Raw genomic sequence first — 25,209 nt, 5'->3', positions numbered from 1 at the left:
GAGTTTCCGGAGGCTTTTTTTATGCCCTATCGGGCTAGCCCTTTCTTGGTTTACTATTAAGCTTGTGCATATAACTTACAATAAAATAACGCCCCAGACTATCAGAGGTGGTTTCTTCAAAATAATTGGTAGTACTGCGTCTGTAGATATCAATATTCTTATCGAGTAAATCTATCAAAACCAGTTTTAGGACATGGCTTTTCTCTTTGGAAAAAGCATAGGATACCGTAGCGTTCCATAGGGGAATGTTCTCGTTTGAAGCAAAAGCATTATCCGTATAAATAAAATAATCAAACTGGGTATTAAAGTTCACTTTGGTACTTAAATCACAATCCAACATAGAAAAATATTGCTGTTTAGTGTACTTACGATCTAAATCGCGCTCTATTGAAAAGGATGTGTTGTTTACGCTATAGGTAGCTCCCGCTTTAAGGTCCACAACACTTTTGTTACTATTCTCCAGCGTTGCACCCACGAGAAAATCTTGGGAAGTAACTTCATTAAGCTGAAAATTTATAATGGCGTTATTGGTATTAAAGAGGTTCCTATTTCGGAAAGAGTAGCGCAACCCCAAACTTTTTATCTTCTGGCTAAACCCAAGTATAGTATTCAATCTTCGTTTGATTCCGTTATTCTCGTAACTCAGGGTTCTAACGTAGTCATCATCTACATCAACACTCTTAATTATAGCATCTTTTGAATATTGAAATTGAACTCGCGAATTAAAACTAAAGGACGATTTAAAATCATGCACAATGGCGGACACGGTCAGGGCATCCATCCTTTCGGCAACCAAATCCGGATTTCCCTTACGTATAGAAAACGGGTTCAAATCGTTGATTACCGTAGAACTTTCAAAAGGTCTTGGCGTGCGAATATTCTTTTTATAGCTCAACCTGTATTTTCTACCTCTTTTGGGCACGTATTGCACCGTGGCCAGAGGATTAACGAACAACCTGTCCGTTACCGTGGCCGCTTCGTTTACAACCCCGAACCTCCTTACGATATCTTGTAGCTCCACGGCCGCATAGGTATTAATTTTCCCCGTGGTGTAGCTATGCGCCAACCTGGTTTGGTAGTTATTCTCATTATGGTCATAATCGTATTTTAGGATTTCCTCTTTGTTTTTCGCATTTACGGTTATCTTATTCTGATAGACATTTTCATTATCTATTTTATTCCCCATATAGGACTCCAACTTCATATAATGATTGCTCCCAAGGGGTTCTGTATATTTAAAATTAAAATTGACCAATGATGTATTGAGTTCTTGTTCCCGTATAGTATTCAGTTCCCTAACAGATTCCTTAGGGGTATTTATACGCCTAGCGATCAATGTATTTTGATCGTTCTTCATAGTAGACCGATTAAAGGTCGTATTTAATCCTGTTGCCAAGCTCCTCCCCTTTTTTCGCAATTTTTGATAGAAATTAAGTCCCAAATTGGCTCTTTTCCTATCCCGATCCACCGTAGACTCATTATCATTTGCCGTATTTAGTTCTTCTTCTTTAAAATAGCGTCCCATACGGTTGGAATAGCTATTGACTACATCTGAAATCATTTGCCCTTTAATGATCAAGCTGTTATTAGGGTTGGATTTGTTCCTGTAATCCAAATTAAGATTGTGATCGTTCTTGGTGTTTACGTATTCGTTCTCCGCTACATAGTCAAAATTATTAGCGTTGGAAAAGGTGATTCTTTTAGATACGGAAGTACCGTCGTTTTTAGAATAGTTATAGAAATAATCTCCGTTCAAGGATTCTTTCTCCTTAAACTCATGCCCCACATTTATCCCGGCCACACCCGTGTTTAAATACCCACTTAAGCTTTTGGTCTTTTGTGCAGAATTCTGTTCTTCTTCCTCATCATCGCCATCAACTCCATCGGAATTCTTTAAAAAATCCTGAATATTTGAACCCGTTATATTTATGTTGTTAATTTTACCAATGACCGAAAACTGGGTTTTAGAGGTAAACTTGTTGTAATTGAGGTTGCCAAAATAACGATTATCAAGCCCCAGACCTGCCGAAGCTTTTCCAAAGCCATTATACTTTCTTGATTCTTTTAAGGTAAAATTAATGACCACCTCCTTATTTCCGTCCGCTACACCGGTAAGTTCGGACTCGTCACTCTTTTTATCAATAATCTCTACATTACCTATGGCGTCTGCGGATAAATTTTTGAGTACAATAGAGGGATCGCCACCAAAGAATTCCTTTCCATCGATCATGATTTTAGTCACTTGGTTCCCCTGGGCGTTCACCTTTCCGTCAGAATCTATTTCCATTCCTGGAATTTTATTCAACAGCTCCTCTAAATTATCATCTGGATCCACTTTAAAGGCACTGGTACTAAAAGCTATGGTGTCTTGTTTAATCTGCACAGGCACCACTGCAGTTAGCGTAACCCCCTCAAGTTCGTACGTATCTTCAATCAGTGTCAGTTTTCCAAAGTCTAGGGCCTTTCCCGTAAAGGTAATGTTCTTGTATAAGGAGATATAGCCCAAGCAAGAAACATTTAAAATATAATCTCCTTTTTGGGTTTCGGCTATTTTAAACTCGCCATTTACATCGGTAATGGTATAATCTACGTAGGTAGAGTCTTTTGTACTCAACAAAATAACCGCAACGGCTTCCAGGGGTTCGTTGCTATCAGAAAGTACAGTTCCCGAAATAGACTCGGGTGACTGAGCTTGTATTGAGCAGAAAAATATAAAGAAGAGAAAACACAGAGCTGCCTTTCCTTTTTGAAAATTTACCATTAAACCTTAATTGAATTATAGCGCTAAAAGAGCAATGCCTAAAGATAAAATGAAGCAAATAAACAGATGTACATAAGAATACAAGAAATGTATTGTTGAGTACACATTCTATGATCGGTATGATCAATTTGCTCTAATAATGCAACAAATGATCAATGGCACAAACTATAACAAGTAAAATAAGTACATTGCTTAGTGCTTTATCTTATAGGCCATTAAATTTGTTTCACTCTTGTTATAACCACTATCAAAGTCAAAAAAACTTTACAACTATGAGATTACGTATTGCCCATTTCCTATTTTTCCTTTTTTCTATTTCTTCTCTATTGAGTTTAGGCTCCTGCAAAGAAGAAGCAAAAACGGAACAAAAAACGGTTCCACAAAAAGAAAAGCAGCCCAATGTAATTTACATTCTAGCGGATGACCTTGGTTATGGGGATTTAAGCTCATACGGTCAAACAAAGTTTGAAACGCCCCGTATTGATGAATTGGCGGCTAGAGGCATACAGTTTACACAGCATTACAGCGGAGCTCCCGTTTGCGCTCCCGCCCGCTCATCCTTAATGACGGGACAACATACGGGCCACACTCCTATTAGAGGTAATAAAGAACTTGAAGGCGAGGGTCAAACGGCCCTGCCCGGCAATGCGGTTACCGTAGCCGAAATCATGAAAAAAGCAGGCTATACCACAGGAGCTTTTGGCAAATGGGGATTAGGTTTTATTGGCAGCGAAGGCGACCCGGTTGCACAAGGGTTTGACGAATTCTACGGATACAATTGCCAGCGTATGGCGCACAGGTATTACCCTCCCCATTTATGGCATAATGAAGACAAAATCTTACTTGATGGCAATGACTGGACAAAAACCGAAACCTACGCACCGGATAAAATTCAGGAAGCAACTTTGGCATTTATAGAAGCTAATAAAGAAAAGCCCTTTTTCGCCTACGTTCCTTTTGTTTTGCCTCATGCAGAATTAATTTCTCCCAAAGACTCCATTTTTGATAAGTTCAAGGACAAATTTGAGGAAACACCCTTTACGGCGGAAAACGATTTTACCTCGGACTATGGTCCTGACATTGTTTATATGGAATATGCTCCCCAACTTAAGCCCCGCGCTGCCTTTGCATCTATGGTATACCGTATGGATGTGTATGTAGGGCAAATATTAGATAAATTGGACGAACTGGGCATTGCGGAAAACACCATTGTTATGTTCGCAAGCGATAACGGCCCACATGCCGAAGGTGGTGCAGACCCTGAATTTTTCAATAGTTCTGGAGGACTAAGGGGCATTAAAAGAGACTTGTACGAAGGTGGTATACGCTCTCCGTTTATTGTTACATGGCCCAATAAAATTAAACCTGGCTCAACCTCCGATCATGTTTCTGCATTCTGGGATGTTATGCCTACATTGGCCGAAATCACCAATACAGACGTTCCGGCCGCTAGTGACGGTATTTCATTCCTTCCCACCCTGTTAGGCAAAGAAGGACAAAAAGAACATGACCACCTGTATTGGGAATTCCCTATTCAAAAAGGACGAAAAGCAGTTAGAAAAGGGGACTGGAAAGGTGTTATATACAATTTTACCCAAAAACCCCAAGGCCAATTTGAGCTTTATAACCTAGCCGATGATCCATCTGAAACCAAGAATGTTGCCAATGAACATCCAGAAATAAAAAAGGAGATGAGGCAAATTATGGAAAGCGAAAGTGAGGCATCAGAACTGTTCCCTTTTGAGTAGTTTTCGATTTAAAAACCAACCAAAAATTAAACCATTGCATATCCTATGAAAACCATTTATTTTCTTCTAAGCCTTTTTTTATCGGTTTCCTGTTACGCCCAGAAGCCGAACAATACTAATTCAGAAAAGCGTCCCAACGTAATCCTGATTATGGTTGATGACCTTGGGTACGAAGGAATTGGCAGTTATGGAGGCACATCTTACAATACCCCAAACATAGATAAACTTGCTGCAACGGGTATGCAGTTCAATCAGGCGTATGCACAACCGCTATGCACCCCTACACGTGTAAAACTTATGACGGGGCAATATAACTTTCGTAATTGGGAAGCTTTTGGAATTTTAAATCCTAAACAAAAAACGTTTGGCCATATCATGAAAGACGCAGGTTATGCCACCTGTATGGTGGGCAAATGGCAACTACAGAGTTATGACCCTCCAGGCTACCCAGGAGGTGAACACAGAAGAGGTATTGGCATGAAAGTAGAAGATGCGGGCTTTGATGAATACAGCATGTTTCACGCCTTTCACACAGAAGACAAAGGTTCCCGGTTTGCCAATCCAACTATTTATCAAAACGGAGAATTCCTAAAAGAAACAGATGGTAAATATGGCCCTGACATTTTCTCGGAATATTTAAACGATTTTGTTGGCCGTCAAGCGGATAAACCATTTTTCGTGTATTACCCTATGGCTTTAACGCACGGTCCCTTTAACCCAACACCAGATAGTTCCGATTGGAAATATGCTGAAAAAAGATTGAATGACGAAACCGTATACTTTAAGGATATGGTAGAGTATTTGGATAAAATTATCGGGAATATCGTAACTAATCTGGAAAAGAAAGGCCTACGCGAAAACACGCTTTTAATGTTGTATTCCGATAATGGCACACACCAAACCATTTTTTCCAAGATGGGAGACCTAACGGTTCAAGGTGGCAAAGGTTTAACTACCGAAGCAGGTATTAAAGTCCCTTTTATCGCTAACTGGCCTGGTCATATAAAAGAAGGCAGCGCATCAAATGAGTTTATTGATGCCATAGATTTTATGCCCACTATTCTTGAAGCTACAAACACCCCGACCCCTGCCGGTTTTGAGCCAGACGGGGAGAGTTTTTTACCGGTCTTGAAAGGGGAGCCTGTACAGCGTAGAGACTGGGTATTTATGAGCTACGACCCTAAACCAGGTTGGGACAAAAAACAATTTGCCCCGGCGGAATTTGTACTGAACGCCAACTATAAACTATACGGAGACGGCAGGTTCTATAACACTAAAAATGATGTACTGGAAAAAGATTCGTTGCCATCCAGTAAACTCTCTACACAGGAAAAACAGCTTAAAGGGAAATTTCAAAAGGTTTTAGACTCATTAAAAAAATACCCCACTTACGGGTGGATAGAACGTTTAGCTCCAGAGTTTGATTCGCTAGTATCAAAACATGCCCGTATTGAACTGGTTGCCGAAGGTTTCAACTGGTCCGAAGGCCCGGTATGGTTACCAAAGGAGCAAAAGCTCATATTTTCCGATGTTCCCGAGAACAAAATTTACCAATGGCATAATTTAGACGGGCTCAGCTTGTACATGTCCCCTTCGGGAGGTACGGGAATTGCAAATGGCAATACAGGAAAGGGGTCTAACGGACTTATTCTTGACCCTCAGGGAGATTTAGTTATTTGCCAAGTAGGAGACCGTAGAATAAGTAGACTTGCAAGTTTGCAGGATTCGCTTCATCCAAAGTTCACCCCTATTGTAACCGATTATAAAGGAAAAATATTCAACTCCCCCAATGACCTGGATTATGACGCTAACGGAAACCTTTACTTTACGGATCCTGCTTTTGGTTTAGGTAATGGTAAAAGTGCCATTGGTTTTAACGGTGTTTATTTTTTGAGCAAGGATAACAAATTAGTTCTCTTAGATGATTCTATAAAAGCCCCTAACGGCATTGCCGTATCCAATGATAACAAAACCCTTTACGTTGCGGACTCTTTTAAAGAACAACCCAAAATCCTGGCGTATGATATAGTAAGTGATGGGAAAGTGGCCAATAAAAGAATTTTCTTTGATGCTACCCAACTTCACAAAGCCAGTATTAGTAAACAGTCTCCTGATGGAATGAAAATTGATAAAAAGGGGAATATTTTCCTAGCCGGTCCTGACGGGGTTTTAGTTATTTCTCCTTCTGGAAAGCATTTGGGAACCATTAGAACCGATAAAAACACTGGAAATTGTGAGTTTAGTGATAATGGTAGGTACCTGTTCATTACTGCAGACGATTATCTTCTAAGAGTAAACCTAAGACCCTATTCCAAATAAACCGCCATGTACAAAAACTATACATTATCTATTCTTTCAATAGGTCTTCTACTCCTTTCTTCCTGTGCAGAAAAGAAAAAAGAAGAGACGAAAGTTACCCAAGAACGTCCCAATATAATTCTCATCATTGCCGATGATATGGCTTGGGACGATAGTGGTGCTTATGGCCATCCCAATATAAAAACACCCAATATAGACCAACTGGCACAAGACGGAATGCGTTTTGACAATGCCTTTTTAACTGCCAGTTCATGCAGTCCCAGCAGAACCAGTATTATTACCGGCCTATACCCTCATAATACAGATGCTGAACAACTCCATTGGCCGTTACCATCGGATAGAGTGACTTTTGTGGAGGAGCTTAAAAAATCTGGCTATTGGACAGCGCAAGCGGGCAAATGGCATTTGGGCGACTCCATCAAAGACCGCTTTGACCTTGTAAAGGACGTAGGTACACAAGGTTTTCAGTTATCGCCAACAGGTGAAAAAACAAAACAAACGGGTGATGGTAGTGGTTGCGAAGAATGGGTACCCGTACTTCAACAAAGACCAGAAGACCAACCTTTCTTTCTATGGTTGGCAGCAGTAGACCCCCATAGACCCTATACCGAGGACATTATTGACAACCCTCATGCTTTAGAAGATGTACTTCTTCCACCCTATTTTCCTGATACCAAAGAGGTTCGTGAAGACTTTGCCCATTATTACAACGAGATTACCCGTCTTGATAATTACGTAGGTAAAGTAGTGGCGGAATTGGATAAACAGGGCATTTCGGATAACACTATGATTCTATTTATTAGCGATAACGGTAGGCCTTTTCCACGTGACAAAACCACTCTTTATGACGGTGGCATAAAGACACCTTGGATCGTAAAGTGGCCCAATGAAGTAGAATCCAGTTCTGTTAATTCCAACTTGGTAAGCTCAATAGACATTGCCCCCACCTTCTTGAAACTAGCAAATTTGGAGCCTTTGTCCAGTTTTGAAGGTGAGGACTTCTCTCCGCTATTAGAAAACACCAAAACAAAAGTAAGAGACCTTATTTATGCCGAAGACCATTGGCATGATTACGAAGATTACACCCGTGCGGTACGCTCGGAAGAATACAAATACATACGCAATTTCTATACGGATTTACCCAACACCCCATCTGCGGATGCTTTTGTTGGAGGTACATTTAAATCTATGCAAGAGCTAAAGAAAAAAGGGAAACTCAACCAAGCGCAGTTAGCTTGTTTTATAACACCGCGCCAAGAAGAGGAGTTGTACGATGTTGTGAACGACCCTTACGAGCTAAAAAACTTGGCACAAGACCCAGCGCATCAAAGCACGCTTGAGGCGCTTCGTAAAGAAATGAATAGCATCCGTAAAGCTTCAAACGATAGTCTACCGGATTTTAGAACACCGGATGAATTTGATCGCGAGACAGGAAAATCCAACTCATTCAGAAAAAGACCTCGACCTTCAAAAGTAGAAATGGAAAAAATTATCAGGGCCATGAAAAAGTAGGTGTCCTTTAAAAACTGACCACTGTTTCCATTTTCAAATCGGTGTCCACTCTATTTTTTCCCCTAACTCTAAAAAGTGCCGTAAAATATTTTTTACCTTTTAAATATTTAGTTTCAAAAGTCTTAAGGCTATCCGCATTGGTAAAGTATTCAACGGTGGCACTCACGCCTATATCGTGTTCTGAAAAGAAAACAAAATGCTCTGTAGTACCAATGCCTGGGTATTTTGAAACTATGGCATATTCTTGGTCAACGGAAGAAGCTCCAAAGGCAAACGAACTATCCTTCTTAGTAGGATGACCGGACAGCTCCAACGTTTGTCCAGATAATTTAAAGTAAGGATTGGCGTCATTAAAAAACCCGATGAATTGATTATCGTTCTTTACTGGCCCCGCGTAAACGGCATTGCCTTCCTTTATTTCCGGCAAAGTAGTTTGTGTAGAAAAACGGATGGAGAATTGTTGGTCATAGGTTTGAAAAAATTGTTGCAAATGTTGGGTTGCCATAGCCGCCATACGAGTAGTATAGCTATAATTTGCAGGACGTAGTACCCCTTGTAACTCTGGCTTTCTCTTCAAAAGGTCATAAAACTCATCAACACTGTTTATTTGAAAATCTCTGGTCCAGCCCCTACCACCGGTCATGGTTTTACCCATGGCACCAAAGTGATCCCCCAAAACAACGTTAGTAGAAGTATCGGAATCCAAAAAAGACTCCCATAACAACGGTTTCTTTAATGGCATTTTATTCACCAATAACACTATCAAGGCTAGGAGCAATAAAGCATAGGGTAAAATTTGCGTCCAACTCATTTTTTGGACCCAACCTGCCGGCACCTGCTTCTTTACAAACCTTACTTTATACTGGCCTTTATCAATTTTTAATTGCCATGCATCAGTACTGCCTTCGCTTGCATAGTAGGTGGCCAACTTTTTTCTAAGGTTGTAAATATTCACCCTCACCCTTGGATTACTTTTTTCGTCCGTCTGGCTATTCTTAAAAAACTCAAGCTCTATTACGGTCTCTTTTAGATGCTCCCCTCGTTTGGTAGCTTCATAAAGATATTGTAGCAACCCCCTACTTGTAGGCGCATTTTTAAAAGTTTCACTATCCCTAATTTTAGAAACTACCTCTTGTTCTATTTTTTTCGTCAGTTGCATATAGAATACAGTAAAATGGGTGTATCCCGTTCAACTTTAACCGTTATAGCTACAGTTAAAGAGAGGTTAAAGTACTAATAATAAAGTGTGGAACATACATTTGCTAGTATCAATTTTATTTCCATTCCAGAAAACCTACCTGAATACCATTCTAAAAAACAACAAATGAAAATCACTTCTACCTTTATCCTACTGCTACTATCCATTTTGGGAGCGAGTGCCATGCAGAGCAACGCACCATCAACAGATGTTGAAACACAAAAAGTTTACCTCTCAGGAACAAGTAAAGACGATATGGTAAACTGGGAATTCTTTTGTTCCGATGGCATGAACAGTGGCAAATGGTCAACTATTGGCGTACCATCTTGTTGGGAGCTACAGGGTTTTGGAAATTACAACTATGGAAAGGATGACTTTGATGTGCGTAAGAACGAATATGGGCTTTACAAACATCAATTTAATGCTCCCAAAGACTGGAAACAAAAAGAGGTGAAAATTGTCTTTGAAGGTGTTATGACGGATACCGAAGTCAAGATTAACGGAAAACTTGCCGGTGCAATACACCAGGGTGCGTTTTACGAATTCAAGTACAACATTACCAAACTCCTGAAGTACGGCGAAAAAAATTTACTGGAGGTTAAAGTCAATAAAGCTTCCTCCAACATGTCCATTAACCATGCGGAAAGACAAGCCGATTTCTGGATTTTTGGTGGAATCTATAGACCGGTTTATTTACAGGCTTTTCCAAAAGAAAATATAGAACGCGTAGCTATCGACGCCAAAGCGGATGGAAGCCTTGAAGCCGATATTTTTACAACATCTAAAAAAGCACAATCACTGCGCATTTCATTATTGGATATCAACCACAATAAATTGCAAGATCTACCAGCTAACAGCATTACTAAAGAAAACGGAAAGTGGAACTTTGTTTCAAAGGCAAAGTACATAAAATCATGGAATCCGGAATCACCACAGCTCTATTACCTGAATATAGAACTCTTGGGTGAAAAGGGTGAAGTGCTCCATAAAACTATGGAACGTATTGGCTTTAGGACGGTTATAGTTCGTGAGGGGGATGGAATCTATGTAAACGGGCAACGAATTAAGTTCAAAGGTGTAAACCGTCATTCATTTTATCCCTCCTCGGGAAGGACTACTTCCAAAGCACTTAGCATAGAACATGCAAAAATGATGAAAGACATGAACATGAATGCCGTTCGCATGTCTCACTACCCACCTGACACACACTTTCTAAATGCAGCGGATTCTCTTGGTCTTTTTGTCATAGACGAAGTCTGCACATGGCACTCTCCACACTTGGACACTAGAGTAGGCGAGAAAATAGTTAAAGAAACTGTAGTTAGAGATGTAAACCACCCATCTATTCTTCTTTGGGCCAATGGTAACGAAACAGGCTGGAATACTGAGTTAGACGATGATTACGCCAAGTGGGATATTCAGAAAAGAGAGGTCATTCATCCTTGGAATATCTTTAACAAAACCAACACCATGCACTATCCTAGCTATCATATTTTTGCTTATGATACCTACGCCAAGGATAAAATCTATTTCCCTACTGAATTTTTGCATGGTCTATATGATGGTGGCCACGGTGCCGGATTAGAGGATTACTGGAAACAGATGTGGAATATGCCACTAGCCGCCGGAGGTTTTCTTTGGGATTTTGCAGACGAGGCCGTTGTTAGAACGGACAAAAACGGCATACTGGATACAGATGGCAATCACGCTGCCGATGGTATTGTTGGACCTTATGCCGAAAAAGAGGCCAGTTACTTCAGTATTAAAGAAATTTGGTCTCCCGTTCATATTGAGGACCGGTTTATAAAGCCTGATTTCAACGGAATTTTTAGGGTACAGAACAGATACCACTACACCAATTTAGCCGGTATTAAAATGGTTGCCCAATGGGTACAATTTGATGGACCCAAAGGAACGGATAAGGTTAAAATCCTATCCGAGGCCACGGTACAGCTTCCCAGTTTAGAGCCAGAGAGCACAGGAACCTTTAAAGTAAATTTACCGGAAAACTGGCAATCATCGGACGCGCTATATTTGACCGCCACAGACCCCAGCGGATTAGAAATATTTACTTGGAGCTACCCTGTACAAGCACCAAAGGTCACGAACAATCGCAACATTAATCGCTCAGAAGAAGGAACGATTACCACCCATATAGATGCTGGAAACATTACCGTTATAGCTAACGGAATACAATATACATTTTCCGAAAAAACAAGTTTGTTGCAAGAAGTGAAGAAAGGGGCTAGAATTATTCCCTTCAACAACGGACCGCTAATTTTTGACCACAAGGACAAAATAGAATCCTTAAAAATAAACGAGCTTAAGGATCAGGTAGAGATAGTTACTGTTTTTGAGGCGTCCGACAAATCTCCCAGTTGGGCCAGCCACAAAGAATATAGTTCCGATGTTATTAAATGGACAGTTCACTCCAACGGCCTATTGGACCTGCATGTTGAAATTAAAGGCAAAAAAATAGTGAAAGGGTTTAAAGGTATTACCTTTTCTTTTCCGGAATCCGAGGTTGCCGGCATGAAATGGCTGGGAGACGGTCCTTACCGGGTTTGGAGAAACCGCATGAAAGGCACCAAACTAAAAGTTTGGGAAAACGATTACAACAACACCGTTACGGGTGAATCTGGTTTTGTGTATCCAGAATTTAAAGGCTTCTTTTCCAGTTTGTATTGGGTGCAGGTGAAAAGTAAAAACAATACTGCTTTTACAGTATACTGTAATTCCGAAAACACTTTCCTACGCATGCTAACCCCGCAACAACCAAAAGAAGACCCCAATCATAGAGTTTCCGTAGATTTTCCGGAAGGCGATATTTCTTTCGTCAAAAATATTCCGGCCATAGGAACCAAGTTCCAAACCGGGGATAAAATGGGTCCCCAGGGAAATTCAGAAAATTATTTTGGAAATGATGATGAGCCCATCAGTATAGACCTGACCTTTGAATTTTAGACTGAAAAGTTACGAAACGCCATAAACTAAAAAGAGTCTCATCGGTTTCGACAAGACTCTTTTACGAGAACACTATATGAAAATGAAAAAATTTAATTCTGTTTGATTAACACTGTAAACTTACGGTGGTCTTACGCATTTTGAAAAAATATGATGTGAAGTGGCCGATTTCTGTTGTGAAAACGTCTTTTCTTGTAATTCCACTCAAAATACCCCCATATTTATCCAACATAGGACTGGGCTTTTTCAAGTTAAAACACAAAAAAGAATCTAAAATATGAGGAACCCTATTTTAGCTAAAGCTATAAATTTCGGTAAGTTTTGTTATTGAAAGGCCGGAAACCCGGTAATATCAGCTCCTGTAATCAACAAATGAATGTCATGGGTGCCTTCGTAAGTAATTACACTCTCTAGGTTCATCATATGGCGCATAATGCTATATTCTCCCGTAATTCCCATTCCACCCAGCACCTGCCGAGCCTCTCTGGCTATCTTGATAGCCATATCTACATTATTACGCTTGGCCATAGAAATCTGTGCAGAAGTAGCCCTACCCTCATTCCTTAATTGCCCTAAACGAAACGCCAATAATTGTGCTTTGGTGATTTCCGTTATCATCTCAGCCAACTTTTTCTGCTGTAATTGGGTAGCTGCTATAGGTTTACCAAATTGCACACGTTCTTTAGCGTACCTCAAAGCGGTATCATAACAATCCATAGCCGCACCGATTGCCCCCCAAGAAATACCATAACGGGCAGAATCCAAACAACCCAAAGGAGCCCCTAGTCCAGATTTATTGGGCAACAGATTTTCCTTTGGCACCTTAACGTTGTCAAAAATAAGCTCTCCGGTAGCAGAAGCCCTTAAAGACCATTTATTGTGTGTTTCCGGTGTTGAAAACCCTTCCATTCCCCGCTCAACTATAAGTCCGTGTATACGGCCCTCTTCATTCTTAGCCCATACCACAGCAATATCGGCAAAAGGCGAATTGGAAATCCATAGTTTGGCCCCGTTCAACAAATAATGGTCGCCCATATCCTTGAATTTTGTTTCCATACCACTTGGGTTGGAACCATGATTGGGTTCTGTAAGTCCAAAACACCCCATCATTTCACCCGAAGCTAGCTTGGGTAAATATTTTTTTCGTTGTTCTTCGGTGCCATAAGTGTAAATTGGATACATGACCAAAGACGACTGTACTGAAGCCGTGGAACGCACCCCGCTATCCCCACGTTCTATCTCCTGCATAATTAGTCCGTAGCTAATTTGGTCCAATCCCGCTCCACCATATTCCTCAGGAATATAAGGACCGAATGCTCCTATTTCTGCCAATCCACCTATAATTTGTTTCGGGAATTCCGCTTTTTGGGCATACTCCTCAATAATGGGCGAAATATCCCTTTTTACCCATTGACGTGCTGCATCACGCACTAATTTATGTTCTTCGGAAAGAAGGTCATCAAGGTTAAAATAGTCTGGAGCTTCGAACAAATCAGGTTTCATAAGATGAATTTTAATCAAATATACTGATGAAACGTAACATTACGAATACAAATTGTTACATTTTTAAATAAAAATCTTTGGTCAGCGCAATGTATTCGTTGGTGTACTCATGCCTGCTTGTTTCTATGGTAAGTTCATTGGTCTCCGGCGCTACTTTCTCAAAACCAAACTGCAATAAACTGCGTTTTATTTTAGCGGTAGAACTTCCTTTTACATGGGTAATTCGGTTTGGGTATAAACCATAACCGGCTGCCATTTTGAGAAAAGCGTTCTCTTCTTTATGTGGAATTATAGTGGCAAACGCCCCTTGCTTAGCCATTAATTTTGATACACCTTCCAGCAATTCATCAAAAGGTAACGATTGATTTTGTCTGGCTTTATCCCTAGCAGCATTGCCACTTGAGACATCCTCTGCATAAAAAGGGGGGTTAGAAACAATTAAATCATACGGATCTTCCCATTCTTCCACAAATTCATCAAGACCGGCATGGTAACAAAATAAGCGATCACCCCAATCGGACATTTCAAAGTTAGATACGCACTGTTCATACGCACCCTCATCTATTTCCAAAGCATCAATAGTATCCGCAAGACCACGTTGGGCCAGCATTAAAGCTATTACCCCTGTGCCGGCCCCAATATCCAAAATAGACTCCGGGTTATTCTCAATAGATGTCCAAGCCCCTAACAGCACCCCATCTGTACCTACTTTCATGGCACATTGGTCTTGATTGATATTGAATTGTTTGAATCTGAACGGTTTCATAGAACAATGTTGTTCATTAAATTTTAAGGATGCTAATTTTTAAAGCATGCGCTAAAGAACAACTAATTTTAATTATAATTTAAAAAGAACATTAAAATTTACAAATACCCCTAACAGTCCCTCCTTTTGTTATAGTGTTTGCAATACTTGTTCCTAGAATTGAAAATACCTAATTTTCTTGATGTAAATTACCCTTTAAAAATTATGATTTCAGCTTGCCTGTAGCAATAAACTGTTATAAAAACTCACGTACACTTTAAACCAAATTATACCAAAATGCAAAACAACTCAAAATCCGGAAGACGCAAATTTTTAAGAAATACCTTAACGTTAGCCGCAGGGTCAAGCCTCATTACCCCATCTTTGTTTGGCGCTCCGTCCATATTAAAATATTACAATAAACCTAATTCCAAATTTAATGGAGTACAGATAGGGGTTATTACCTATTCCTTTAGGAGCATGGAAGATCAAAGTGCTGAAGCTACTTTAAAATATATCTTGGACTGCAATATAAATGCTATTGAATTGATTGGCGATCCTGCCGAGACTTTTGCAGGAAGACCAGAAAACACATTGGACAGAAGTGTATACTTTGGGTTGATGAAAAAGAAAAAAAGCGGAGCCATTTCGGATAACGAAGCAAAGGAGCTAGCTGAGATACAAGCTGAACAAGCAGTCTACAATGCCAAAGTAACGGAATGGCGAAAGAATGTCGATATGAAAAAGTTTGAGAAGTTCAGAAAAATGTACAATGATGCCGGAGTACAGATATACGCATTTAAGCCAAGAAACACCTTTGGTAAAAACAATTCTGACGCTGATATTGATTGGGGCATGAAAACAGCAAAAGTTTTAGGTGCCAGCCACGTTACCGTAGAGCATCCAAGTAACGATGCTACTACACTTAGACTAGGAAACTTTGCTAAAAAGCATGGAATTTATATTGCTTACCATGGCCACGAACAACAGACACCTACCCTTTGGGATACAGCTTTGGAGCAATCAAAATACAATGCCTTAAACCTAGACCTGGGCCATTTTGTTGCAGCAGGCAATACCGCCCCACTGGAAATCATAAAAACCAAACATGAGCATATTAAGAGTATGCACTTAAAGGACAGACAGACACTGGAACACGGCAAAGGAAATCTAGTTTGGGGCAGTGGTGACACTCCGTTGGCAGGTGCATTACAGTTAATGAAGGACAAAAACTATACCTTCCCGGGAACTATAGAACTTGAGTATGATATCCCACAAGGCTCTAATGCCGTGGCGGAAGTCCAAAAATGTGTGGAGTTTTGCAAGAATGCACTGAAATAAGCACCAAAAAAAGGTAGACCGGGCCTAACAAGCCTGGTTTACCCTAAATACAAGTCTACAAGACCTTCCGGTGTGCTTACGTAAACGGTCTTATTATCCCTATCAACTTTTTTTACGATTTGATCAATGATAGGCACTAAAATTTCTTTACCGTCTTTTTCTATTTCAAAAATAGCTTGGGAAGTAGTATCGTTAACCCCGGTTATTTTTCCAATGTTGCCGTGCGTCTCATCCAATACATCAAACCCTATGACCTCATGAAAATAAAATTTATCGCCCTCTAATTTGGGAAGAGCGGATAAGGGCAAATAGAGCTCGTGCCCCATGATACGGTCTGCAGCAGCTTCGTCCTTTACTTCTTCAAAATCTATGCGCAGTAAGGCCGATTTATGTAAGCGACATCTATCAATAAAAAATGGAACCAGTGCATTGCCTTTCATCAAGACAAAAACTGATTCCATGTTTTCGTATACTTCGGGTTCATCGGCATCTAGTTTCACCAGTACCTCACCCTTAAAACTATATTTAGAAACGATTTTACCGAGGTAGAAACAATCTTCCTTACGCATTCGTTTCTAAATTATTTATTCTTCTTCTTTAGATGCTTCAGCTTCTACGGCCGGAGCTTCTTCTGCGTCTGCCTCTTCAGCTTCAGGAGCTTCTGGCAATGCAGCAGCGGCAGCTTCAGCAGCACGCTTCTCGTTTACTTCTTTTTCAGCTTTCAAAGCTTCTGCTCTGGCTTGCTCTTTTTCTTTGTCAAGACCATCAACTTTAGAAGCAATCTTACTTTCTTTTTCCTCTAACCAAGCTTTGAATTTCTCTTCTGCTTGCTCTTCGGTCAAAGCACCTTTACGAACACCTCCTAATAAGTGGTGCTTTAAAAGTACTCCTCTATAAGAAAGAATAGCTTTAGCTGTATCTGTTGGTTGTGCACCGTTTTGTAACCATTGTACTGAATTATCAATGTTCAATTCAATAGTAGCAGGGTTGGTGTTTGGGTTGTAGATTCCCAATTTTTCCAAGAATTTACCATCTCTTTTCGCACGGCTATCCGCAGCAACGATCCAATAAAATGGTTTTCCTTTTTTACCGTGTCTCTGTAATCTAATTTTAACTGGCATATCACATTAATTTGTAGGGTGCCCGACCCTTGTTATTAATTCATTTTAAAATCTTCCCTTTTAAAGGGCTGCAAATATAGAATTTCTTTTTGATGTACACCTACTCAATTTAATAAAAATGATGCATTGCCCGTCTTTTTCCCGAGTCGTGACAATTACAACTTAACACACTCGCTTTGAACCCTTTATTTACAAGAACCCTTACAACTTCAGATCCGTTAATAACTCTTAACAAGTCATTCGTTCTAAGAGCGTTCTTTTTGCTTAATTTTATAGTCTCTTTTTTAAGCTGAAACACGAACTCTTATGTACCTCATTTTTGATACGGAAACCACCGGACTTCCCAAGCGCTGGGACGCCCCAATTACCGATACGGACAACTGGCCACGTTGTATACAGATAGCTTGGCAGTTGCATGATGAAATGGGTAATTGTATTGAACATCAAGATTATTTGGTGCGCCCAGACGGATTCAACATACCTTATGATGCCGAGCAAATTCACGGAATTTCTACAGAATTGGCCGAACAACAAGGTGTTTCCCTTTCGGAGGTTCTAGAGAAGTTCAACATAGCCATGTCCAAAACAAAGTTTATCGTTGGGCAAAATGTTGGTTTTGATGTAAATATCATGGGGGCGGAATTTCACCGTTTAGGTGTTGAAAACCCATTACAGGAACTTCCGGTCCTGGACACCTGTACGGAGCATACCGCTCAGCTTTGCCAAATTCCCGGTGGTCGTGGTGGTAAATTTAAGCTACCCACGCTTACGGAACTACACCAACACCTGTTTGGCGAACCTTTTGGCGAAGCGCATAATGCCACTGCCGATGTTGAGGCAACTACACGTTGCTTTTTGGAGCTTATTCGTAAGCATCAGTATACTACTGAACAATTAGATGTTCAGCCCGATTATTTCAAGAATTTCAACGAGGCCAATCCTCAGGAGATTCAACTTATCGGTTTAAAACACATCAACCTTAAAAAGGCTTCTAAAAAAATAGCCGACGCACTTTGGGAAAAGGACACTGGTGGCGTTTCCCAAGAAGAAATTGAGGAAAATTTGGCTACATTGGAGTCGGCCAGTTTTGCTCATTTGCACAATCACACCCAGTTCTCCATTCTGCAATCTACCACCAGTATTCCGGATTTGATTGCCAACACGGCAAAGGCAAAAATGCCAGCAGTGGCAATGACCGACCACGCCAATATGATGGGGGCCTTCCATTTTGTAAATGGCGTGCTTAACCACAATAAAGGCGTTGTTGCAAGAAACGAGGCCAATTTAAAGCGCTTCGAAGCAACACAAAACGGTACACTTGAAGAAGGACAAGAACCGTTGAACGAATTACCGGAACCGGAATTGGAAATTACTCCGATTATAGGTTGCGAATTTCAGGTCTGTGAAGACCACACCAACAAATCTCAAAAAGACAACGGGTATCAAATTGTTATGCTCGCCAAGAGCAAAAAAGGGTACCTAAACTTGGCAAAAATGTCTTCCATTGCTTTTGTGGACGGAAAATACTATGTACCTCGAATCGATAAAAAAATTATAGAGCAGTACAAAGAAGACGTTATGGTGCTTACCGGAAACTTATACGGCGAGGTACCAAGTAAAGTATTGAATGTTGGTGAAAACCAAGCTGAAGAAGCCCTTATTTGGTGGAAAGAAACTTTTGGGGATGATCTTTACATTGAAATCATGCGCCATGGCCAAGAAGATGAAGACCGGGTAAACCAAGTTCTGATACAGTTTGCCAAAAAGCACAATGTTAAACTCGTAGCCACCAACAACACCTACTATGCCGCTAAGGAAAATGCACATGCGCATGATATTCTTTTATGCGTTAAAGACGGCGAAAAACAAGCCACGCCTATAGGTCGTGGTCGTGGGTACAGATACGGATTGCCAAACCAGGAGTACTACTTCAAGTCTTCGGACGAGATGAAAGAACTTTTTAAGGACATACCTGAAGCCATAATCAACATTCAGGAAATTGTGGACAAGGTAGAGACGTTCACCTTGGCCCGAGATGTACTGTTACCTGCTTTTGATATTCCCGAGGAATTTCAGTTTGAAGAAGATAAACTGGACGGCGGCAAAAGGGGGGAAAACAAATACCTACGCCATATCACCTATGAAGGCGCCAAGAAAAGGTATGGCGAAATCACACCTGAAATTGACGAAAGGCTTGATTTTGAGCTTCAAGTAATTGAAAAGACAGGCTACCCAGGTTACTTTTTGATCGTAGAGGATTTCATTAGGGCGGCACGTAGCATGGACGTATCGGTTGGTCCTGGTCGTGGCTCGGCTGCAGGTTCCGCCGTTGCGTATTGTTTATGGATTACGAATTTAGACCCCATTAAGTATGACCTGCTTTTTGAGCGTTTCCTAAATCCGGATCGTGTAAGTATGCCCGATATTGATATTGATTTTGATGATGAGGGCCGTAGCCGGGTAATGGACTATGTTATTGACAAGTACGGATCTAATCAGGTGGCACAGATTATCACCTACGGTACCATGGCCGCCAAGTCTTCCATTAGAGATACGGCAAGGGCGTTGGATTTACCTCTGGGCGATGCGGACCGTATGGCAAAGTTGATTCCCAACATGTCTAAATTGAAAAAAATCATTGGGATTGACGAAAAAGTGCTCCGAAGCAAATTCAATAGCGAAGAGCTCGAGAAAATAAACGAACTCCTTAACATTTCCGAAGGGGACGGGCTAGAATCCGAAACCTTGAACCAAGCATATATCTTAGAGGGTTCCGTTCGTAATACCGGAATTCATGCCTGTGGGGTGATTATTACTCCTGATGATATTACCAAGTTCGTACCTGTGGCTTTGGCCAAAGATTCGGACATGTACTGTACCCAGTTCGATAACTCCGTTGTGGAAGATGCGGGATTGTTGAAAATGGATTTCTTGGGATTAAAAACGCTGACCTTGATCAAGGACACCGTTAAAATCGTAAAGGCAAAACATGGTATTGAACTAGACCCAGAGAATTTTCCGCTTGACGATGTAAAAACATACGAGCTCTTTCAACGCGGGGAAACAGTTGGGGTTTTTCAATACGAATCCCCCGGTATGCAAAAACACATGCGCTCATTAAAGCCAACGGTTTTTGCGGACCTAATTGCCATGAATGCCCTGTACCGCCCAGGCCCAATGGAATATATACCTAGCTTCATTGCTCGTAAACACGGTACAGAAGAAATTGTATATGATTTGGATGCTTGTGAAGAGTATCTGGCGGAAACCTACGGAATTACCGTGTACCAAGAGCAGGTGATGCTCCTTTCTCAAAAATTGGCAGACTTTACCAAAGGTGAGGCCGATGTTTTGCGTAAGGCCATGGGTAAAAAGCAAAAGCACGTTCTTGATAAAATGAAGCCCAAGTTCATTGAACAAGCTTCAGCAAAAGGGCATGCCGTTGATAAATTGGAAAAAATCTGGAAAGACTGGGAAGCCTTTGCTGCCTATGCCTTTAACAAATCGCACTCTACCTGTTACGCTTGGATTGCGTACCAAACCGCCTATTGCAAGGCCCACTACCCCGCCGAATATATGGCCGCGGTATTGAGTAACAACATGAACGATATTAAACAGGTTACATTTTTCATGGAAGAATGTAAGCGTATGGGCTTAGATGTACTTGGACCAGATGTAAACGAATCTTACTATAAATTTGCCGTAAACGATGCCGGTGCTGTACGTTTTGGTATGGGTGCGGTAAAAGGAGTTGGCCGTGGCGCTGTGGAAACCATTGTAGAGAACAGAAAAGAAGAAGGCCCGTTTAAGTCGGTTTTTGATTTCGCAAAGCGAATAGATTTACGTGCTGCCAATAAAAAGGCGTTTGAAAGTTTAGCCGTTGCCGGCGGATTTGATTCTTTTGGAGACACCCACAGGGCACAGTACTTTCATGATGAGGGTGATGGGGTTACCTTTCTGGAAAAGACTATAAAATATGGTGCCAAGTTTCAAGAAAGCGAAAACTCAAGTCAGGTTAGTCTTTTTGGTGATGCCAGCGAAGTACAGATACCGGAACCCGTAGTTCCTCCATGTGAAGAATGGGGCACCATGGAAAAACTCCGCAGGGAAAAAGAAGTGGTGGGTATTTACATTTCAGGTCACCCGTTAGATGATTTTAAAACTGAAATAGATGCCTTTTGCAACGCCTCCCTTTCAGATTTGAGCGATCTGCAAAACGTTGTAAATCGGGAGTTGGCTTTTGCCGGTGTTATTACTGACGTGCAGCACCGCGTATCCAAAAACGGAAAAGGCTGGGCCGCATTTACTGTTGAGGATTATTCGGAATCGTACGAGTTCAGGATATTTGGCGAAGAATACCTTAAGTTCAGACATTTCTTAATGATCAATTCCTTCGCCTATATCAAGGTATTCGTGAAAGATGGATGGACCAACCGAGAAACCGGCAAAAAAGGAGACCCGCGTATTCAGTTCAATAGTTTTATGCTTTTACAAGAGGTGATGGAAGCTTATGCCAAGAAACTCACCATTAAACTGAATATAGACGACCTTAAAGAGAAAGATGTAATTCAACTTAGGGACACCCTTACCGCTTATCCGGGCAACCATCCGCTTAACTTTATTGTTTATGAAATGCAAGAAGAAATTAAAGTAAGCTTAACTTGCCGAAAACAAAAAGTACAGATCAATAGTGAGCTATTGGCGGATTTAATGAAGAACGACGTGCATTATAAACTCAATTAGACCAGTGTACTACCTCCCAGAATATGAATTCTGGACCCTATAAATTAGATTGATAACACAATAGCTAAAACCAATGTATCGTTAGTAAGGAAACCGTTAGATATTTGACTAACTTTGCATAATATATAAAAACATAAAATCATGGCATTAGAAATAACAGACGCTACTTTTGATGAAGTAGTATTAAAAAGCGATAAACCTGTAGTAGTTGATTTTTGGGCAGCATGGTGTGGACCATGTAGAATGGTAGGGCCTATCATTGAAGAAGTTAGCTCTGAATACGAAGGCAAAGCCGTTGTTGGTAAAGTTGATGTTGATGCAAATCAAGAATTTGCCGCCAAGTACGGTGTACGTAACATTCCAACTGTATTGGTATTCAAAAATGGTGAAATCATTAACCGTCAAGTTGGTGTATCTCCTAAGAAAGTATATACAGACGCGATTGACGCTGCTTTATAATATATTCCTCTCTCTTGAGGAGAACAATAAAAAAAATCCTGCTTTTAGCGGGATTTTTTTATACCCTAAACCCACGCTCCCGTCCTGATAAAGTTCCGGTTTAATGCCTATCTTAGTAACATGAACCTGCAATCCGAATTAAACAAAACATCACTTTTCCAAAATCTAGAGCTCCTGGCCAATCAGGTTGTGGAAGGCTTCATAAGTGGTATTCACAGAAGTCCGTTTCATGGTTTTTCGGCAGAGTTTGCAGAGCATAAAATCTATAACGCAGGCGAAAGCACAAAACATATAGATTGGAAACTTTTCGCCAAGACGGATAAACTGTACACCAAACGATACGAAGAAGAGACCAATTTGAGGTGCCATATGATTTTGGATAGCTCGGCCTCTATGTACTATCCGCAGACAAAGGACCTGTCGGTTACAAATTTAAATAAAATAGGTTTTGGGGTATTGGCCATAGCGGCGCTCATGAACATCCTTAAAAGACAAAGAGATGCTGTTGGTCTAAGTGTTTATTCAGACAACTATAATTTTTATGCCCCGGAAAAGGGTAGTGAACGGCACCACCAAATGTTATTGGCCAAACTAAGTGAACTGAGCCAAGATACCAAACCCGCGCAGCAGACAGAAACCTACACCTATTTACACCAAATAGCGGAGAACATTAAGAGAAGAAGTCTAATTTTTCTTTTTACGGATATGTTCCAAACTTCTGAAGACGACGAAAAAATTTTTGAAGCCCTTAGACATTTAAAATACAACAAGCACGAAGTGGTGTTATTTCACCTCATGGACAAGTCTAAAGAATACCATTTTGATTTTGACAATACTCCAAAACGCTTTTTAGATGTGGAGACCGGAGAACATATAGATTTGTATTCCAGTAACATAAAAGAATCCTACGAACGCAGTGTTCGCTCCTATTTTGAAGATTTAAAATTAAAATGCGCTCAATACAAAATTAAATATGTGGAAATTGATGTAAAGGGCGACTTCTCCCAAATACTCAACACCTATTTAACGGAACGAAAGAAATTCATATAAAGCTGAAAAATTTATTGAAAATTGTTTGTGCAATTGAAAATGCGGTGTATATTTGCACTCGCTAAACGCCACGGTCTGGTAGTTCAGTTGGTTAGAATACCTGCCTGTCACGCAGGGGGTCGCGGGTTCGAGTCCCGTCCAGACCGCTTAAAGGGTTAACAAAATCCCTCAAAACCTTGTAAATCCTATGATTTACAAGGTTTTCTTTTTTTAGAGCAATCATATAATTTGATATCATTTGCATCTAAAAGGTCACAAATCGTCAACATATCTTCTTTATCAAAATTATGTTGACAGAATAACGTAACTTACTCATAGTTAATATAGTTGATTTGACTTTCGTCCAGTAATGTTTAACCATTAAAAGACGACAACTATGCGAACTTCATCAACATTTTCAGTACTGTTTTGGGTGTACGGTAAACGTGCTGTAAACAACAAGGCAAACATCTACGTTCGACTTACCCAAAATGGTAAGCGCGTGAACATTAGCCTTAAAAAGAAAATTGAAATTACCACTTGGGATGAGAAAACCCAAAGGGCTAATGGAACCGGTAAAGATTCACGTATTCTCAATCTTTATTTGAACGAGGTACAATCAAAGATTTATCGAATTTACGAGGACTTCCAAAAGGAAGAAAAACCATTTACTTCCCAAATGGTAAAAGCGAGATTTCTGGGCGAAGACAAAAAACGCTTTTCTTTTCAAAATCTGATTGATTACTATAATGAAAAGATGCAGCACAAACTGCATAAAAATACATTGGGTCAGTATAAAACTAGCCAAAGATATATGCTAGAGTATATTTTGAAAGAGTATGAAGAAACGGATATTTTTCTATCTGAGCTAGATTATAGTTTTATTGTAGGGTTTGAGGATTTCCTGCGCTCTTACGTTCCGAAACCTGGACAAAGTAAAATAGGCAATAATACTGCTATGAAGCATATTAAGCGTCTTCGTAGAATGGTAACCTTAGCCTATCGAATGGAATGGTTGGATAGAGACCCTTTTGTCAACTTTAAAATGAAAATTGAAAAGAAAGAGCGTGAGTTTCTGACAGTTGAAGAGTTACAGAGTATCGAGGACTTGAACTCCTCTATTGAGCGTCTGGTAGTTGTCAAAGATTTGTTCGTTTTTAGTTGTTATACAGGTATCTCATATAGTGATATTGTAGAGTTGACTAGCAACAATATTGTAATTGGAATAGACGGTAATCCGTGGATAATGGCCGAAAGGGTTAAAACGGGTACACCGTTCAAAATTCCGTTATTGCATCAAGTACAGACCTTAGTTGATAAATATAAAGACCACCTCAGAACCCAGAGTAGCACACACCTTCTTCCAAAGCTTTCAAACCAAAAATTGAATAGTTATTTAAAGGAAATAGCTGACCTGTGCGGTATCAAGAAGAACTTAACCTTTCATATGGCTAGACATACATTTGCGACTACCGTTACTTTGAGCAACGGTGTTCCTATTGAAACGGTCTCAAAATTATTAGGTCATACTAAGCTGTCTACAACTCAAATATATGCAAGGGTAGTTGAGAAAAAGGTAAGTGATGATATGGCACTTCTGAGGGATAAAATAAGTCAAAGAGAAATGGAAAAAGCTGTTTGAAAAATTTAATGATTTAGGTGTTAGTAAAAGTGTTTGTGTTTGGATGAATACTTTTTCCTAATATCCAAAACGTTTATACCAAACCCTTGATTTTAATTTTAGATGCGTTTTCACATTAGTTTAA

15 protein-coding genes and 1 tRNA gene are annotated in these 25,209 nt (G+C 40.3%); 10 read left to right on the top strand and 6 right to left on the bottom strand.

Annotated features, from left to right (window positions below; translation table 11 throughout):
* Positions 1-34: 34 nt before the first annotated feature.
* Positions 35-2,761, bottom strand: coding sequence for a carboxypeptidase-like regulatory domain-containing protein (locus Q4597_RS04890; protein ID WP_303404984.1), 2,727 nt, complete (start codon positions 2,759-2,761; stop codon positions 35-37).
* Between the two features lie 272 nt (positions 2,762-3,033).
* On the opposite strand from Q4597_RS04890, the gene Q4597_RS04885 reads away from it, so the two are divergent.
* Genes Q4597_RS04885 through Q4597_RS04875 form a run of 3 tightly spaced genes read left to right on the top strand, consistent with a single transcriptional unit; the run spans position 3,034 to position 8,340 of the window.
* Positions 3,034-4,509 carry an arylsulfatase gene (locus tag Q4597_RS04885; RefSeq protein ID WP_303404982.1) on the top strand — a complete coding sequence of 492 codons (1,476 nt, stop codon included), beginning with the start codon at positions 3,034-3,036 and terminating at the stop codon, positions 4,507-4,509.
* Positions 4,510-4,554: 45 nt separating this feature from the next.
* The gene (locus Q4597_RS04880; protein ID WP_303404980.1) at positions 4,555-6,828 is read left to right on the top strand and encodes a sulfatase-like hydrolase/transferase; all 2,274 of its coding nucleotides are present in this window, start codon (positions 4,555-4,557) and stop codon (positions 6,826-6,828) included.
* A 6-nt stretch (positions 6,829-6,834) separates the two neighbouring features.
* Positions 6,835-8,340, top strand: a complete 1,506-nt coding sequence (locus Q4597_RS04875; RefSeq protein WP_303404978.1) for a sulfatase — start codon at positions 6,835-6,837, stop codon at positions 8,338-8,340.
* 7 nt (positions 8,341-8,347) lie between these two features.
* On the opposite strand, the gene Q4597_RS04870 is transcribed toward Q4597_RS04875, so the two are convergent.
* The gene (locus Q4597_RS04870; RefSeq protein WP_303404977.1) at positions 8,348-9,499 is read right to left on the bottom strand and encodes a hypothetical protein; all 1,152 of its coding nucleotides are present in this window, start codon (positions 9,497-9,499) and stop codon (positions 8,348-8,350) included.
* A gap of 165 nt (positions 9,500-9,664) precedes the next feature.
* Here Q4597_RS04870 and Q4597_RS04865 point away from each other — a divergent pair, with 165 nt between their 5' ends.
* A complete protein-coding gene (locus tag Q4597_RS04865) occupies positions 9,665-12,502 on the top strand; it encodes a glycoside hydrolase family 2 TIM barrel-domain containing protein (RefSeq protein WP_303404976.1) in 2,838 nt (945 codons plus the stop codon).
* Between the two features lie 324 nt (positions 12,503-12,826).
* Here the strand turns inward: Q4597_RS04865 and Q4597_RS04860 are convergent, their stop codons facing one another.
* Positions 12,827-14,005 (bottom strand): acyl-CoA dehydrogenase family protein, encoded by a 1,179-nt coding sequence (locus tag Q4597_RS04860; protein WP_215438647.1) that lies wholly within the window; start codon positions 14,003-14,005, stop codon positions 12,827-12,829.
* A gap of 55 nt (positions 14,006-14,060) precedes the next feature.
* Positions 14,061-14,771: a tRNA1(Val) (adenine(37)-N6)-methyltransferase gene (locus tag Q4597_RS04855; RefSeq protein ID WP_303404974.1), complete on the bottom strand. Its 711-nt coding sequence runs from the start codon at positions 14,769-14,771 to the stop codon at positions 14,061-14,063.
* Between the two features lie 276 nt (positions 14,772-15,047).
* Here Q4597_RS04855 and Q4597_RS04850 point away from each other — a divergent pair, with 276 nt between their 5' ends.
* On the top strand, positions 15,048-16,091 hold the full coding sequence (locus tag Q4597_RS04850; protein ID WP_303404973.1) for a sugar phosphate isomerase/epimerase: 1,044 nt from the start codon (positions 15,048-15,050) through the stop codon (positions 16,089-16,091).
* Between the two features lie 38 nt (positions 16,092-16,129).
* On the opposite strand, the gene rimM is transcribed toward Q4597_RS04850, so the two are convergent.
* Positions 16,130-16,660, bottom strand: a complete 531-nt coding sequence (gene rimM, locus Q4597_RS04845) for a ribosome maturation factor RimM (protein ID WP_303404971.1) — start codon at positions 16,658-16,660, stop codon at positions 16,130-16,132.
* A 15-nt stretch (positions 16,661-16,675) separates the two neighbouring features.
* Positions 16,676-17,212 (bottom strand): 30S ribosomal protein S16, encoded by a 537-nt coding sequence (locus Q4597_RS04840; protein WP_215438663.1) that lies wholly within the window; start codon positions 17,210-17,212, stop codon positions 16,676-16,678.
* A gap of 306 nt (positions 17,213-17,518) precedes the next feature.
* Between Q4597_RS04840 and dnaE the strand changes: the two genes are divergently transcribed.
* The 5 genes from dnaE (at position 17,519) to Q4597_RS04815 (ending at position 25,085) form a co-directional block, all read left to right on the top strand.
* A complete protein-coding gene (dnaE, locus tag Q4597_RS04835) occupies positions 17,519-21,955 on the top strand; it encodes a DNA polymerase III subunit alpha (protein ID WP_303404970.1) in 4,437 nt (1,478 codons plus the stop codon).
* Between the two features lie 141 nt (positions 21,956-22,096).
* Positions 22,097-22,414: a thioredoxin gene (gene trxA / locus Q4597_RS04830; protein ID WP_038237640.1), complete on the top strand. Its 318-nt coding sequence runs from the start codon at positions 22,097-22,099 to the stop codon at positions 22,412-22,414.
* A 120-nt stretch (positions 22,415-22,534) separates the two neighbouring features.
* The gene (locus Q4597_RS04825; protein WP_303404964.1) at positions 22,535-23,464 is read left to right on the top strand and encodes a DUF58 domain-containing protein; all 930 of its coding nucleotides are present in this window, start codon (positions 22,535-22,537) and stop codon (positions 23,462-23,464) included.
* A 72-nt stretch (positions 23,465-23,536) separates the two neighbouring features.
* Positions 23,537-23,610: transfer RNA gene (locus Q4597_RS04820), tRNA-Asp, on the top strand.
* A 230-nt stretch (positions 23,611-23,840) separates the two neighbouring features.
* Positions 23,841-25,085, top strand: a complete 1,245-nt coding sequence (locus Q4597_RS04815) for a site-specific integrase (protein WP_303404962.1) — start codon at positions 23,841-23,843, stop codon at positions 25,083-25,085.
* Positions 25,086-25,209 lie beyond the last annotated feature (124 nt).

The organism is Zobellia sp. 1_MG-2023, assembly GCF_030549125.1.
Taxonomy (GTDB): domain Bacteria; phylum Bacteroidota; class Bacteroidia; order Flavobacteriales; family Flavobacteriaceae; genus Zobellia; species Zobellia russellii.
This window is presented reverse-complemented; position numbering and strand designations above follow the sequence as displayed.

What these genes read in the sequence shown, in the direction of transcription:
- Q4597_RS04890 (WP_303404984.1), bottom strand. Translation starts at nt 2,761, where the DNA reads ATGGTAAATTTTCAAAAAGGAAAGGCAGCTCTGTGTTTTCTCTTCTTT.
- Q4597_RS04885 (WP_303404982.1), top strand. Translation starts at nt 3,034, where the DNA reads ATGAGATTACGTATTGCCCATTTCCTATTTTTCCTTTTTTCTATTTCT.
- Q4597_RS04880 (WP_303404980.1), top strand. Translation starts at nt 4,555, where the DNA reads ATGAAAACCATTTATTTTCTTCTAAGCCTTTTTTTATCGGTTTCCTGT.
- Q4597_RS04875 (WP_303404978.1), top strand. Translation starts at nt 6,835, where the DNA reads ATGTACAAAAACTATACATTATCTATTCTTTCAATAGGTCTTCTACTC.
- Q4597_RS04870 (WP_303404977.1), bottom strand. Translation starts at nt 9,499, where the DNA reads ATGCAACTGACGAAAAAAATAGAACAAGAGGTAGTTTCTAAAATTAGG.
- Q4597_RS04865 (WP_303404976.1), top strand. Translation starts at nt 9,665, where the DNA reads ATGAAAATCACTTCTACCTTTATCCTACTGCTACTATCCATTTTGGGA.
- Q4597_RS04860 (WP_215438647.1), bottom strand. Translation starts at nt 14,005, where the DNA reads ATGAAACCTGATTTGTTCGAAGCTCCAGACTATTTTAACCTTGATGAC.
- Q4597_RS04855 (WP_303404974.1), bottom strand. Translation starts at nt 14,771, where the DNA reads ATGAAACCGTTCAGATTCAAACAATTCAATATCAATCAAGACCAATGT.
- Q4597_RS04850 (WP_303404973.1), top strand. Translation starts at nt 15,048, where the DNA reads ATGCAAAACAACTCAAAATCCGGAAGACGCAAATTTTTAAGAAATACC.
- rimM (WP_303404971.1), bottom strand. Translation starts at nt 16,660, where the DNA reads ATGCGTAAGGAAGATTGTTTCTACCTCGGTAAAATCGTTTCTAAATAT.
- Q4597_RS04840 (WP_215438663.1), bottom strand. Translation starts at nt 17,212, where the DNA reads ATGCCAGTTAAAATTAGATTACAGAGACACGGTAAAAAAGGAAAACCA.
- dnaE (WP_303404970.1), top strand. Translation starts at nt 17,519, where the DNA reads ATGTACCTCATTTTTGATACGGAAACCACCGGACTTCCCAAGCGCTGG.
- trxA (WP_038237640.1), top strand. Translation starts at nt 22,097, where the DNA reads ATGGCATTAGAAATAACAGACGCTACTTTTGATGAAGTAGTATTAAAA.
- Q4597_RS04825 (WP_303404964.1), top strand. Translation starts at nt 22,535, where the DNA reads ATGAACCTGCAATCCGAATTAAACAAAACATCACTTTTCCAAAATCTA.
- Q4597_RS04815 (WP_303404962.1), top strand. Translation starts at nt 23,841, where the DNA reads ATGCGAACTTCATCAACATTTTCAGTACTGTTTTGGGTGTACGGTAAA.